12 protein-coding genes are annotated in these 12,919 nt (G+C 63.1%); 6 read left to right on the plus strand and 6 right to left on the minus strand.

Annotated features, from left to right (window positions below; translation table 11 throughout):
• Position 1: 1 nt before the first annotated feature.
• The 3 genes from AC1RT4_RS18785 to AC1RT4_RS18795 form a co-directional block, all read right to left on the minus strand.
• Entirely contained in the window at positions 2-2,164 is a 2,163-nt protein-coding gene (locus AC1RT4_RS18785; RefSeq protein ID WP_493086942.1) for a xanthine dehydrogenase family protein molybdopterin-binding subunit, read from the minus strand.
• A gap of 17 nt (positions 2,165-2,181) precedes the next feature.
• On the minus strand, positions 2,182-2,637 hold the full coding sequence (locus tag AC1RT4_RS18790) for a (2Fe-2S)-binding protein (protein WP_493086944.1): 456 nt from the start codon (positions 2,635-2,637) through the stop codon (positions 2,182-2,184).
• Between the two features lie 128 nt (positions 2,638-2,765).
• Positions 2,766-3,665: an acetoacetate decarboxylase gene (locus AC1RT4_RS18795; protein WP_493086946.1), complete on the minus strand. Its 900-nt coding sequence runs from the start codon at positions 3,663-3,665 to the stop codon at positions 2,766-2,768.
• Between the two features lie 227 nt (positions 3,666-3,892).
• On the opposite strand from AC1RT4_RS18795, the gene AC1RT4_RS18800 reads away from it, so the two are divergent.
• The gene (locus tag AC1RT4_RS18800; RefSeq protein ID WP_493086948.1) at positions 3,893-4,723 is read left to right on the plus strand and encodes an alpha/beta fold hydrolase; all 831 of its coding nucleotides are present in this window, start codon (positions 3,893-3,895) and stop codon (positions 4,721-4,723) included.
• Between the two features lie 35 nt (positions 4,724-4,758).
• On the opposite strand, the gene AC1RT4_RS18805 is transcribed toward AC1RT4_RS18800, so the two are convergent.
• Positions 4,759-5,151 (minus strand): GFA family protein, encoded by a 393-nt coding sequence (locus tag AC1RT4_RS18805; protein ID WP_493086950.1) that lies wholly within the window; start codon positions 5,149-5,151, stop codon positions 4,759-4,761.
• A 109-nt stretch (positions 5,152-5,260) separates the two neighbouring features.
• Between AC1RT4_RS18805 and AC1RT4_RS18810 the strand changes: the two genes are divergently transcribed.
• Both AC1RT4_RS18810 and AC1RT4_RS18815 read left to right on the plus strand, forming a co-directional pair.
• The gene (locus tag AC1RT4_RS18810) at positions 5,261-6,409 is read left to right on the plus strand and encodes a GGDEF domain-containing protein (protein WP_493086952.1); all 1,149 of its coding nucleotides are present in this window, start codon (positions 5,261-5,263) and stop codon (positions 6,407-6,409) included.
• Positions 6,410-6,447: 38 nt separating this feature from the next.
• Positions 6,448-7,119 carry a class I SAM-dependent methyltransferase gene (locus AC1RT4_RS18815; protein ID WP_493086954.1) on the plus strand — a complete coding sequence of 224 codons (672 nt, stop codon included), beginning with the start codon at positions 6,448-6,450 and terminating at the stop codon, positions 7,117-7,119.
• 4 nt (positions 7,120-7,123) lie between these two features.
• On the opposite strand, the gene AC1RT4_RS18820 is transcribed toward AC1RT4_RS18815, so the two are convergent.
• Together AC1RT4_RS18820 and AC1RT4_RS18825 are read right to left on the minus strand one after the other, a co-directional pair.
• The gene (locus AC1RT4_RS18820; RefSeq protein ID WP_493086956.1) at positions 7,124-8,278 is read right to left on the minus strand and encodes an NnrS family protein; all 1,155 of its coding nucleotides are present in this window, start codon (positions 8,276-8,278) and stop codon (positions 7,124-7,126) included.
• 2 nt (positions 8,279-8,280) lie between these two features.
• A complete protein-coding gene (locus AC1RT4_RS18825) occupies positions 8,281-8,529 on the minus strand; it encodes a transmembrane sensor/regulator PpyR (protein WP_493086958.1) in 249 nt (82 codons plus the stop codon).
• A 292-nt stretch (positions 8,530-8,821) separates the two neighbouring features.
• On the opposite strand from AC1RT4_RS18825, the gene AC1RT4_RS18830 reads away from it, so the two are divergent.
• From AC1RT4_RS18830 to AC1RT4_RS18840, 3 genes are all read left to right on the plus strand, one after another.
• Positions 8,822-9,346, plus strand: a complete 525-nt coding sequence (locus AC1RT4_RS18830; protein WP_273904568.1) for a sigma-70 family RNA polymerase sigma factor — start codon at positions 8,822-8,824, stop codon at positions 9,344-9,346.
• A 4-nt stretch (positions 9,347-9,350) separates the two neighbouring features.
• Positions 9,351-10,322 (plus strand): FecR domain-containing protein, encoded by a 972-nt coding sequence (locus AC1RT4_RS18835; protein ID WP_493086961.1) that lies wholly within the window; start codon positions 9,351-9,353, stop codon positions 10,320-10,322.
• 81 nt (positions 10,323-10,403) lie between these two features.
• Positions 10,404-12,851 carry a TonB-dependent siderophore receptor gene (locus AC1RT4_RS18840; RefSeq protein ID WP_493086963.1) on the plus strand — a complete coding sequence of 816 codons (2,448 nt, stop codon included), beginning with the start codon at positions 10,404-10,406 and terminating at the stop codon, positions 12,849-12,851.
• The last annotated feature ends 68 nt before the right edge of the window (positions 12,852-12,919 follow it).

Here is a 12,919-nt window from a genome sequence, read left to right on the forward strand (position 1 = left end):
CTCACACCCCCGACAATAGCAGCGGCAGTTCCCGCAGTCGTTGCCCGGTCAGGGCAAACACCGCGTTGGCCACTGCCGGCGCCGTGGGCGGCACACCGGCCTCGCCGATACCGCCGGGTTTGTCGCTGCTCGGCACGATGTGCACCTCGACCACCGGCATTTCATTGAGCCGCAACACCTGATAATCGTGATAGTTGGACTGCACGACATGGCCGTCCTTGAGGGTCAGTTTGCTGTGCAGCGCCATGCCCAGGCCAAAGGTGATACACGACTCCATCTGCGCCGCGATGCTCTGCGGGTTGACTGCAATCCCGCAGTCCACCGCGCACACCACCCGATGCACGCGGATCGCCAGATTGTCCTGGGACACCTCGGCCACCTGCGCCACGTAACTGCCGAACGATTCGTGCACCGCCACGCCCAGCGCATGGCCGTCCGGCAGCGGGGCTTTCCAGTTGGCCTTCTCCACCGCCAGGTTCAGCACGCCGAGATGCCGGGCATGATCCTTGAGCAGCGTTCGTCGGTACTCCACCGGATCCTTGCCCGCCGCGGTGGCCATTTCATCGATCAGCGACTCCATGACAAACGCCGTGTGGCTATGACCCACCGAACGCAGCCAGAGCACGTTGATCCCGGTGGTCGGCGAGTGCAGATCGACCTGATGATGGGCCAGTCCCTTGATGTACGGGCTGTCCGAAACGCCTTCGACCGACGTCTGGTCGACGCCGTTCTTGACCATGGTTTTCTCGAGCATGGTGCCGGCCATGATCGATTGCCCGACCAGCACATGCTGCCAGGCCAGCGGCATGCCGTCGGTGCCGAGTCCGATCTTCGCCTGATGCAGGAACATCGAGCGGTAGTAACCGCCGCGAATATCGTCTTCGCGCGACCACACGGTTTTCACCGGCATCGCGGCAGCCTTGGCCACTTGCACCGCCTCGGCGACAAAGTCCGAGGTCGGATTGGCCCGACGACCGAAACCACCACCGAGGAATTCGGTGTGGATCTCCACCTGCTCCGGTTTGAGCCCGGTGATCTTGCCGGCGACCATCTGGTCCAGCGTCTGGAACTGGGTGCCGGTCCAGATCTCGCACTTGTCGGCGCTGATCTTCACCGTGCAGTTCAGCGGTTCCATCGGCGCATGGGCCAGATACGGCACGCTGTATTCGACTTCGATTTTCTTCGCAGCCTTGCCGAAGTTGCCCTTGGCATCGCCGGCCTGCGCCGCCGAAGTGCCCGGCGTGGCCGCCAGTTTGCGGAAACTTGCCAACAGCTTTTCACTGCTCAGATCAGCGTTCGGCCCCAGGTCCCAATCGACCTTCAGCGCATCGCGCCCGAGCTTCGCCGCCCAGTAATGCTCGGCGACCACCGCCACACCGGTCGGCACCTGCACCACTTTGTGCACGCCGGGAATCGCCAGGGCTTCTGCGCCTTCGAAGGATTTCACCGTGGCGCCAAACGCCGGGGCGCGCGCGACCATTGCCGTCATCAGCCCGTCGAACTGCACGTCCATGCCGAACTTGGCCCGGCCGGTGATTTTTTCAGGAGTGTCGAGGCGCTTGGTGGGTTTGCCGATGACTTTCCAGTCCTTGGCTTCTTTAAAGGTGATCGACTTCGGATCCGGCACCGGCAGTTGCCCGGCGGCGTCCGCCAGTTCGCCGTAGGTGGCGCGGTTGTCGCCGGCAATCACCACGCCGGATTCGGTGCGGATCGTCGACGGCGCCACGTTGAAACGCTTGGCCGCCGCCTCGATCAACATCTGCCGCGCCGTGGCGCCGGCGAGGCGGTAGCGGTCGAACTCCATCCAGGTTGAAGTGGAGCCGCCGGTAATCTGCATCCCGCCAAAACCTGGCATGCCGTAATCGGCCGCCGAGGCTGGCGAGTGCTCGACGCGAATCTTCGACCAGTCAGCGTCGAGTTCTTCGGCGATCAACATGGTCAGGCCGGTCCAGATGCCCTGGCCCATTTCCGAATGGCCGAGCAGCACGGTGACGCTGTTGTCCGCCGCAATCCGCAGGAACGCGTTCGGCGCAAACACCTTGCCTTCATTCTCGGCTGCCATGGCAAACCGGTTGCCGCCGGGCACCACGAACGCCACCACCAGACCACCGCCAAGCACGGCGCTGCCCTTGAGAAATCCGCGACGGGATACAGGACTGTTCATCACTCACCTCCCCTCGCTCAGCCGATGTCGGCGGCACGTTTGACCGCCGCGCGGATTCTTGGATACGTGCCGCAGCGGCAGATGTTGCCGGAGAGCGCCTGATCGATATCGCTGTCGTTGGGTTTGGGGATTTTCGCCAGTAACGCGGCAGCGGACATGATCTGCCCGGACTGGCAATAACCACATTGCACCACGTCCAGCTCGGCCCAGGCCTGCTGCACCGGGTGCGAGCCGTCGCTCGACAGGCCTTCGATGGTGAGGATTTTCTGGCCATGGGCGACGGCCGTGGCCGGCGTGATACACGAGCGCAACGGTGCGCCATCGACGTGCACGGTGCAGGCACCGCACTGGGCCATGCCGCAACCGAATTTGGTACCGGTCAGGTGCGCGATATCGCGCAGGACCCAGAGCAACGGCATGTCCGCGGGGACATCGAGCTCCTGATCCTTGCCATTGATGTTCAAGGTCAGCATCGGGGACTTCCTCAGACTCACGGTGTTCTGAAGGGCGCTGCTACGGCTCTCGATGGCCGTGCGCGCCTCGGCTTATCCCTTTCAGCTAAGCGCATTTTGACCCGACGACCAGCCGCTGCGACCACCGGTCATGGCTGTTTGGTGAGCGGCACCGGCAGGTTCAGCACGATCTGCGCGTCCTTGATCACGTCCAGGCGCAGGATCCGCGTAGCCCCGAGGCCATCGAGCAACTGACTCAGCGGGCCGCCGTTGCGATCCAGCTGCACATCGCGGGGAAACAGGCGCTGGGCAAAGGATAGTGTGTTGCTCTGCACCACGCTCTGATGCCACAGGCCATCGACCTGATGAATCATGGTGGCGGTGCTCATGCGCGATTGCGGCGTGACGTTTTTCAGGGTCGGCAGCGGCGCTTTCAGCACCAGGTCCGGCAAGCCCTTGGGCCCGTCGATGCGGGCACTGACGCTGGTGCCGATGTTCACGTTGATGTCGGCGCGCCACTTGGGCAGTTGATAGCCGTGCACGCCGCGCACCCGGGCGATTTCGGTGTTCACCGGCAGCGCCAGCACATGGGCGGTGAAACTGCGTCGACGCATGGCGTCCATCAGTTCCCGCGCGTGGGAGCCACGGGCGCCGGGGCGACGCACGACAATCGCCACGGAGATTTCGTCGTACGGGTCGTTGTCGCAAACCGAGTAGGAGAAAAACGTCAGCGCCACCAGTCCGTAACCGGGAAACGCCCGCAGCGGTTCAAGCGGCGCAGGCAAGGTGGCGCGCAGTCGGTCGAGCGGCGCCAGGAACAGCAACTGCACGCTGCCGGAACGGTAATAGAAGTTCGGCGCCCAGGTCGGCCCGACTCTCGACGCGACCTGTTGCTTGGGAATGCGCCGGAAGAAGTCGATGTTGCCTGCTGCCTTGTCCCGGGCCACTTCGTCGAGGTTGGGGTTCATCCGGAATCGGTCGTAGTAGCCGCCCTCCAGCACCTCGACCTTGTGCGTTCCGAATTCCACCTCTGTAAAGCGCTTGTTCATGTTCGCTGACCTTCTCGCTGATTGACCCGGCGGATGGCCGGTGAACACGACTCTAAGGTTCAACCAAACTTTAAGGTCAAGCGCACAACGCCTATGACCCACCATTCACGCCAGCGATGACCGTTCGGAACTTGCTTGACCTTGAAGTGCACTTCAATCCTAGAGTTGATAACGCTTGTCATCACTCCCTTCGGGGTCACGTTCCGCATTTTCCAGGAGTCGCGAACATGGGATATGTCACAACGAAAGACGGCGTCGAGATCTTCTACAAGGACTGGGGCCCGAAAGACGCTCCGGTGATCCACTTCCACCACGGCTGGCCGCTCAGCGCGGACGACTGGGATGCACAGATGCTGTTCTTCCTCGCCCAGGGCTTCCGGGTCGTGGCCCATGACCGACGGGGTCACGGGCGTTCGAGCCAGGTCTGGGACGGCCACGACATGGATCATTACGCCGACGATGTGGCGGCGGTGGTCAATCATCTGGGAACGCAGAAAGCCGTGCATGTCGGTCACTCCACCGGTGGCGGCGAAGTGATTCATTACATCGCCCGGCATGGCGAGGATCGGGTGTCGAAAGCCGCGATCATCAGCGCCGTGCCGCCGCTGATGGTGAAAACCGAGAGCAATCCGGGCGGTCTGCCGAAGTCGGTGTTCGACGATCTTCAGGCGCAACTGGCGGCCAATCGCTCGCAGTTCTATCACGACGTGCCGGCCGGCCCGTTCTACGGTTACAACCGGCCGGGGGCGAAGCCTTCAGAGGCCGTGGTCCTGAACTGGTGGCGTCAGGGCATGATGGGCGGCGCCAAGGCGCACTACGACGGGATCGTTGCTTTCTCGCAGACCGACTTCACCGCCGACCTGAAAAGCATCTCGATCCCGGTGCTGGTGATGCACGGCGACGACGACCAGATCGTGCCGTATGAAAACGCCGGTGTGCTGTCGGCCAAACTGCTGAAAAACAGCACGCTGAAGATCTATCCGGGCTTCCCCCATGGGATGCCGACCACCGAGGCGCCGACGATCAACGCGGATCTGCTGGCGTTCATTCGCGACTGATATTAGTCGGGGTCAGGCGCCCTGCCTGACCCCGACTACTCTTCGGTTCGCCCCGTTCCCTCGCGATCACGCGCGTAATGTCGGGCCAAGGGGAAGTCCGGCAGCCACAACTCGCGACGCACCGTCCACAGCTCGTAAGTGGGCTGGCATTGATCCGGTGCATCCAGCGCGCCGAGATTGACCTCGACTTCATCGCCACTGCGGCCGAACACCGACGAGCCACAGCGCGGACAGAAATGTCGCCCCGCATAGTCATGGGTTTCGCCGCTGATCGTCACCGCGTCCTCGGGAAAGATCGCCGACGCGGCAAACAGCGCGCCATGGTGTTTGCGGCAATCCAGACAATGGCAAACGCCAACCCTGTAGGGTCGCCCTGACGCCTCGATCCGCACTTCGCCGCACAGACAACCGCCGGTCAATCGGTCCATGGGACACCTCGTCTGAAAATGGAATATCCGGTGAGTGAAAATAGCAGCCCACTGGGGGAACGCTTACAATCGTGGCCCATTAATACTATTCAGGCAGAACCGTTCTTTCATGGCGCTCGATCCTCTCACGATGCTCACCATTTCCACCGCCCTGGCCGCGGCGGCCGCCCTGTATCTGGCGGTCGAATGGCGCAGCATCCGCGAACCTTCCCTGCTGTTCTGGAGCGCCGGTTTCGCCACCATCACCGTCGGCTCGAGCCTGGCCCTGTTGCGCGCCAATGGTTATCCGCTGATCGGCATCTGGTTCGCCAACGGCTTGCTGGTGGTTGCGCACTGGCTGTTTCTGCTGGGGGTCGCGCGGTTTACCCAGCAGCGGTTGTCGCGGGCCTGGTACTTGATGTTCCTGCTCTGGCTTTCGTTGCTGCTGTTACCGGAAGATCCGTCGTGGTCGAAGATCATGCTGATGGCCAACTCGCTGCTGGTGGCCGCGCTGATGCTGCGGGCCAGCCTGTTGCTGCGCCCGCACGGCAAATCGTTGAGCGTCGGCGCGGTGCAATTGCGTTATGTGTTGCTGATCCACGGCGCGTTCTATTTCGCCAAGGCGATCATCGCGGTGATTCCGGGCACGCTGATCGATCTGGCGTCGTTGCGCGGCGAGATCATTCAGATTTCCCTGGTCGAAGGCGCGATGGCGATCATGCTGATCGCGCTGTCGATGACCGGCACCGAGCGCTATCGCCGGGAAAAGCAGATTGCCGAACTGGCCGCCCGAGCCCCGTTGACCGCGCTGTACAACCGCCGCGCCCTCGAAGTCCGCGCACCGCGTCTGCTCGATGAAGTCTCCAGCGCCCGCCCCGGCGCCCTGCTGCTGATCGACATCGACAACTTCAAACTGATCAACGACCTGTACGGCCACACCGCCGGCGACCGCTTGCTCATCGCCCTCAGCGAAATGATCCGCGCAGCGCTGCCCAAAGGTGCACTGGCGGCACGGCTGGGCGGCGACGAGTTCGTGATGTTGCTGGGCGATGCGTCCCACGCACAGATCATGGTGCTGGGCAGTGCGCTGCGTGAACAGTTTCAGCAGATGACTTCCCAGACCTACACCACCCCGCAGGCCGTCACCCTGAGCATCGGCGCCAAGGTGTTCGATCAACCGCCGACCAGCCTCGCGGCATTGATCGAGCAAGGTGACAGCGCGCTCTACGAATCCAAGCGCGGCGGTCGCAACCGGATTCAACTGGCCGACTACACCTGACCTATCCTTGCCTGCATCCCGCGATCCCGGAGCCCGTCATGTCCTCGCCTGAATCCATCCTCCTCCAGAGCTGGCACCACAACGCCCGGGCCTGGACCGAAGCCGTGCGCAGCGGCGCCATCGAGAGTCGCCGGCAGGTGACCGATCAGGCCATTCTGCTGGCGGTGATGGGGCGTCAGCCGGAGCGCGTGCTCGATCTGGGATGCGGCGAAGGCTGGCTGTTGCGGGCACTGGCCGAGCGAGGATTCGAGATAGTCGGCGTGGACGGCGATGCGACGCTGGTCGAGGCCGCGCGGGTGGCCGGTTCATCGCCCGTGCATGTCGCCAGCTACGAAGATTTGGTTGAAGCGAAAGTCGACATCGGCCGTGATTACGACCTGATCTGCGCCAACTTTTCCCTGCTGCATCAGGACATCATCCCGCTGCTCGCGGCGATGAATGCCCTGCTCGTGCCCGGCGGTGCGCTGATAATCCAGACGCTGCATCCATGGTCGGTGGCCGCCGGTGATTATCAGGATGGCTGGCGGGAGGAAACCTTCGACGGGTTTCAGGGCGAGTGGCAGCCGATGCCGTGGTATTTCCGCACCCTGTCCAGTTGGCTGAATGCGCTGGACATGGCCGGCCTGCAGTTGACCGGCCTGCGCGAGCCGCAGCATCCGCAAAGCCCGGTGCCGCAATCGTTGCTGATGATTGCCGAGCGTCGCAGTTAAAACGCTACAGCCTCGGCTTGAGCAGAAACCCGGTGTAGTGCCGCAAAAACAGCGCGAACCCCGCGCACCAGAGCACCACGGACAACCCCAGTCCCAGACTGGAAAACGGCACCAGCAACACCCGGCAACCTGCCGCGAACAGCACCAGCGCAAAGCCCAGCACCATGCCTTTCGAGGGCTGCAACAACCGGCCGGTGTGCCCAAGGCTGACCCGCGCGATCATCGCCAGGATCAACCCGCCCACCCCGCCGACCGCCAATGCATGGGTCGCCAGGCTCTGCTGGCCGATCAAGCCCAGATGCCACAGCGCCATGGCCCAGGTTGCCAGCGCCATCCAGCCGTAAGCCAGGTACAACGACCACAGCAGCGGCGCCCGCCACATCCCGCGATCATGCCAGCGGATCAGCCGCATCAACTGCAAACTGCCGGTCAGCACGAACAGGCTTGCCAGCCATAGCCGGGGCGAATCATTGAGGCCTGCTGCAAAAGTGACAGCGGTCAGCAGGCTGCCGATCAACAGCAAGCGGGTTGGCAGTGGATTGGCGACGGGTGCGGGCGGACGGTTCAAGCCGCGCTGGATAAAGAACGGAATCACCCGCCCGCCAATCACGGTCATCAGCGCCGCCACCAGCCACAACGCGCCCAGCACACCCTGGCGTTGCAGGCCGGCGTCGTCGTTGTACAGGCCGATCAAAGTCAGCGCCTGACAACCCGCCATCAACCCAAGCACCAACACAATCGGATAGTTGTCGCGCTTGCGGGCGGCGACCAGATCGCGTCCCAGCATCACCGCCAGCAGCGGCAGAAAACCCCATTGCAGCGCCAGAATCAGCCCGGTCGGCAACGGCAGCCACCAGGCCACACGCCCGAGCAGCCAGACCGACACCAGGGCAATCAACGCCCCGCCGCGCACGCCTGGAATCCCGGTCCAGTTGGGCACCGCCGTCAGCAGGAACCCGGCAACGATTGCCGCCGCGAAACCGAAGGGCATTTCATGCCGGTGCCAGGCAAGCATGCCGCCCGCCGGTTGCAGATCGAACCAATGGCCGTAAAGCCACAGGCCCCAGATCAGGATCGCCAGCGCGGCGAATCCGGCCCCGGCCAGAAACAGCGGCCGGAAGCCCAGGCTGAACAGCGGCGCATCGACGAGTCTGCGCATGGTCAAGCCACCACGGCGGCGTGATGTGGGCCCAGCCGATATTGAGACAGGAGCCGCATCACATAGACGATTTTCAGCAGGGTCGGGCCGATGATGGTCATGGCGTGCATCGCTACCAGCAGCGCAATCGGCATGTGGCCCTGGTAAAGGTAGGCGCCGTAGATGCCTGCCAGCAGCATCACCAGACCGGCGACGAGGATCTTGCTCGACAGGTGCAGAACGTTCAGCGGACTTTCGAAGAAAGCGAACATGGTGGCGTACTCCTGATCGGTTCAGTGGGTACTTTGGATGTATCAACTCTCGTGCCAGATTTTTAACCCAACAGAATCAGCAGGTTGATAGCTACGTAGTCAATCAGACATCACGCAAGATTAGTCATAACGACCAACAACGAAGTCCAATTGACTACAAATAAACGCCACCACCCGACACCCCTCCCAAAAGCAAACCAATATCATTTGCGCAGCTTCGACCCATTTGCTTTAATCGCGACCCATTCTTATTTGGACCGCTGACAACGGTCGCCCTGGACGCTTGCTCAGAATGACGGTCGCCGACACCTCTCTCGTGCAAAACCTCTACGTCAGCCATCACCGCTGGCTGCACGAGCTATTGCGTCGGCGCCTGAACAACGCGATGGATGCTGCCGATCTGGCGCACGACACGTTCATCCGGGTACTCAAACGTCCACAGGCGTTCAACGGCGAAGTGCATGAACGCTCGCACCTGGCGACCATCGCCCGTGGCCTGTGCGTGGATCACTGGCGCCGCCGGCAACTGGAGCAGACCTGGCTGGAAACCCTGGCCAACCGCCCGCCTGCCCTGCAACCGTCGCCGGAACAACAGGCGATCATCGTCGAGACCCTGCACGAAGTGGACGCCATGCTCGCGCGTCTGCCGCAACGAGTCAGCGAGGCGTTCATCCTCGCGCAACTGCACGACATGCCTTACCGATTGATCGCCGAACAGATCGGCGTCAGCGAACGGATGATCAAGAAATACCTGGCCCAGGCGATGATGCATTGCGCAATGCTCGAAGCCGAACTCGACGGCCTGCTGATTGAGTAAGGTCATGAACCGACTCAGTCACGCCAGCCTCGAACAGGCCGCGCAGTGGTACGTGCAACTGCACGACGAACACGTCGCCGACCACGAACGCCAACGCTGGAAAGCCTGGCTGGCGCAAAGCGCCGAGCATCAGGAAGCGTGGCGCTACGTGGAACGGGTCGGCCAGCGTTTCGCGCCGCTGCAGGGCGAGAACGATGCCCTTGCCGTCAGCCACACTTTGCGCAGCAGCCCGCGCGCTTCGATCAGCCGTCGTCAGTCGCTCAAGGGCTTGTTGATCCTCGCCGCCACCGGACTCAGCGGCTGGGCCGTATGGCGCGGCACGCCGTTGCCGGGCACCTTCGAACGCCTGAGCGCCGACCTGTCCACCGGCACCGGGGATACCCTTGAAACCACGCTCGCCGACGGCAGTCGGATCTGGCTCAACGCCCTCAGCGCCGTCAACGTACGTTTCGATGCCACGCAACGGCGGCTGCAACTGCGCGCCGGTGAAGTGCTGATCGACACCGCGAAAGATCCCGACCGAGCGTTTCTGGTGGACACCGTTCATGGCCGGATGCGCGCCCTCGGCACGCGATTCAGCGTCCGTCAGAGCGATCAGCAAACGGTGCTCAACGTGTTCGAAGGCGCGGTGGAAGTGCGCAATCACAACGACCAGATCGAAGTGGTGCAGGCCGGACGGCAACTGGCGTTCAACGCTGAGCAACTGCACGCCACAACCCCGGCCAATCCATCCCGCGAAGCCTGGCGTCAGGGCCTGCTGCTGGCGGACAACCTGCCGCTGGGCGAACTGATCGAAGAACTCAGCCGCTATCGACCGGGGCATCTGCATTGCGATCCGGCCGTTGCGCGGTTGCCGGTGATGGGTTCGTTCCCGCTCAAGGACACCGATCAGGCGCTGCGATTGCTCGAGGCGGCGTTGCCGATCCGGGTCGACAAGACATTGAGCTGGTGGGTCAACGTCGGACCCAGAGGCTGATTATTTTTCATTTCACGGTTCCCTTTTGGCCGTCTCGTTCGGTTGATTCTCAGTAGCCCCTTTTCTGCCTTCGGGAACTCCATGCTGCGCTCCACGCTTGCCCGCACCCGCTTCACCCTGGCCCTGGCGTTCGCCACGCCGGGGCTGTGCGCGCCGAATGCCGTGGCCGAAGCCCTGCACGCAGCAACCCATCGCTACAACATCGCCCCCGGCCCGTTGGTCAGCGTCCTCAACCGTTTTGCCGAACAAAGTGGCGTGTTCCTCGCCGGCCACAATGACCTCGCCGCCGACAAGCGCAGCCCCGGCCTGACCGGCGACTTCACCGAACAACAAGCCCTGCAACGCCTGTTGCAAGGCAGCGGCCTGCAGGCCCAGGCGCAGAGCGCGGGCGGTTACGTGTTGCGGGCCGCGCCGGCCGGGCAAGGTCCGCTGGAGCTGGACGCCACCACCGTTTCCGGCCGACAGCTCGGCGCCATCACCGAAGACACCGGCACCTACACCACCGGCTCGACCGCATCGGCCACCGGCCTGCCGCTATCTCTGCGCGAAACCCCGCAGTCGGTCACTGTCATCACCCGCCAGCAACTCGACGATCAGGGCGCCACCGGCATCGCCGACATCCTGCGCCGCGCGCCCGGCATCAGCGTGCAGAACTACGACAGCGAGCGCTGGGAGTTCTCCGCCCGAGGCGCGCCGATCACCAACTTCCAGTACGACGGGGTCAACACCGACTACGACGGCGTCTACGATTACGGCACCACCAGCACCGACATGGCGCCCTACGACCGGATCGAAATCATCAAGGGCGCCACCGGGTTGATGACCGGTTCCGGCGACCCTTCGGCCACGGTCAACCTGATCCGCAAACGTCCGACCCCGGCATTCAAGGCCTCGCTCAGCGGCACCGTCGGCTCATGGGACAACTACCGCAGCGAAGCCGATATCGCCGGGCCGCTGACCGACAGCGGCAATCTGCGCGGGCGCTTCGTCGGCGTCCATCAACAGCGCCGCGCCCATGCCGACCATTATCAAAACACCCGGGACATCGCCTACGGCATCCTCGAAGCAGACCTCACGCCGGACACCTTGCTGACCCTCGGTTTCGACCAGCAGAACACCCGCTCGCGCGGCGCCAGCTGGACCGGTTTCCCGATGTTCTACAGCGACGGTTCGCGAACGAATTTCGCGCGCTCGTTCAACCCGGCCACAGACTGGAGCCGCCGCGATTTCACCAACCAGACGCTGTTCGCTTCCCTCAACCGGCAACTCGCCAACGACTGGACGCTGAAGCTCAGCTACGACCGCAAACACCGCCAGCACGACACACTCCTCGGCTCCGCCAGCGGCGGCAATCCCGACCCGGTGAGCGGCGACGGTATGTTCCTGTACATGGGCAAATTCAAGGGCGACGAGGTTCAGGACAACATCGACCTCAACCTCAGCGGCCCCTTCAGCCTGCTGGGCCGCGAACACCAGTTGATCGCCGGTTTCATGTTGATGAACACCCGCCAGGACATTCCGGTCTACGGCTCGGTCTACCCGGCGCTGAACGGCAGCATCTTCGACTGGCGCGGCGAGTTTCCCAAACCGGACATTCCGCAGGTCGGCCGTGACCACATCGAACAACGCCAGACCGGCGCCTACCTCGCCACCCGCCTCAAACCCACCGACGATCTCGCACTGATTCTCGGTGGCCGGGTCAGCGATTTCACTGCCAGCGATCACCTCGATTACAGCGACCCGAACACCCCGGACGTACGCGACGGCTACCGACAGACCGGCGTCGTCACACCCTACGCCGGCGTGGTCTATGACCTCGATGAAACCTGGTCTTTGTATTCCAGCTACACCCGCATCTACCAGCCGCAAACCAGCAAGGACGCCTCGCGCCACGTGCTCGACCCGGTGCAGGGCAACAGCCTGGAAGCGGGAGTGAAAGCCGGGTTCTTCGACGGTCGGCTCAACGCCAGTTTCGCGGTGTTCCGCATCGAACAGGACAACATCGCCGAATACGTCAGCGGTTTCGACAGCCAGTCCGTCTACCGCACCGTGCAAGGCGCAACCACCGAAGGTTTCGAATTCGAACTGGCCGGCGAACTGCGCGAAGGCTGGAACCTCTCCGCCGGTTACGCCTTCAACCACACCCGCGACGCCAAAGGCGATCCGGTCTACGGCGCGATCCTGCAAACCACTGCGCCCGAACAGATCGTGCGAGTGTTCAGCAGCTATCGCCTGCCGGGCACCCTGCAAAACCTCACCGTGGGCGGCGGCGTGAGCTGGCAAAGCGAGTTCTTCGGCAACGTGTTCCAACCCGACCCGACCGGCAGCGGCCAGAACGTACGCATCACCCAGGGCAGCTACTACCTGGTGGACGCCATGGCCCGCTACCGTTTCAACGAACATCTGAGCACCACGTTCAATATCAAGAACCTGTTCGACAAGACCTACTACACCGGCCTCGGCAACTTCGGTACCGGCTTCTATGGCGAACCGCGCAGCCTGCAACTGAGCACCCGCTGGGATTTCTGATTTCCGGCCACTGGCCGATCTACGGCAGCCCCTGTCACCGGCAGACTGACTACGCTGTTATCCAGCGT

The organism is Pseudomonas sp. GW821-FHT11D10, assembly GCF_058808435.1.

Excerpts from the sequence above, each read along its gene's own strand:
- AC1RT4_RS18815 (WP_493086954.1), top strand. The coding sequence starts at position 6,448 with ATGTCCTCGCCTGAATCCATCCTCCTCCAGAGCTGGCACCACAACGCC.
- AC1RT4_RS18810 (WP_493086952.1), top strand. The coding sequence starts at position 5,261 with ATGGCGCTCGATCCTCTCACGATGCTCACCATTTCCACCGCCCTGGCC.
- AC1RT4_RS18835 (WP_493086961.1), top strand. The coding sequence starts at position 9,351 with ATGAACCGACTCAGTCACGCCAGCCTCGAACAGGCCGCGCAGTGGTAC.
- AC1RT4_RS18800 (WP_493086948.1), top strand. The coding sequence starts at position 3,893 with ATGGGATATGTCACAACGAAAGACGGCGTCGAGATCTTCTACAAGGAC.
- AC1RT4_RS18840 (WP_493086963.1), top strand. The coding sequence starts at position 10,404 with ATGCTGCGCTCCACGCTTGCCCGCACCCGCTTCACCCTGGCCCTGGCG.
- AC1RT4_RS18825 (WP_493086958.1), bottom strand. The coding sequence starts at position 8,529 with ATGTTCGCTTTCTTCGAAAGTCCGCTGAACGTTCTGCACCTGTCGAGC.
- AC1RT4_RS18795 (WP_493086946.1), bottom strand. The coding sequence starts at position 3,665 with ATGAACAAGCGCTTTACAGAGGTGGAATTCGGAACGCACAAGGTCGAG.
- AC1RT4_RS18820 (WP_493086956.1), bottom strand. The coding sequence starts at position 8,278 with ATGCGCAGACTCGTCGATGCGCCGCTGTTCAGCCTGGGCTTCCGGCCG.
- AC1RT4_RS18790 (WP_493086944.1), bottom strand. The coding sequence starts at position 2,637 with ATGCTGACCTTGAACATCAATGGCAAGGATCAGGAGCTCGATGTCCCC.
- AC1RT4_RS18830 (WP_273904568.1), top strand. The coding sequence starts at position 8,822 with ATGACGGTCGCCGACACCTCTCTCGTGCAAAACCTCTACGTCAGCCAT.
- AC1RT4_RS18805 (WP_493086950.1), bottom strand. The coding sequence starts at position 5,151 with ATGGACCGATTGACCGGCGGTTGTCTGTGCGGCGAAGTGCGGATCGAG.
- AC1RT4_RS18785 (WP_493086942.1), bottom strand. The coding sequence starts at position 2,164 with ATGAACAGTCCTGTATCCCGTCGCGGATTTCTCAAGGGCAGCGCCGTG.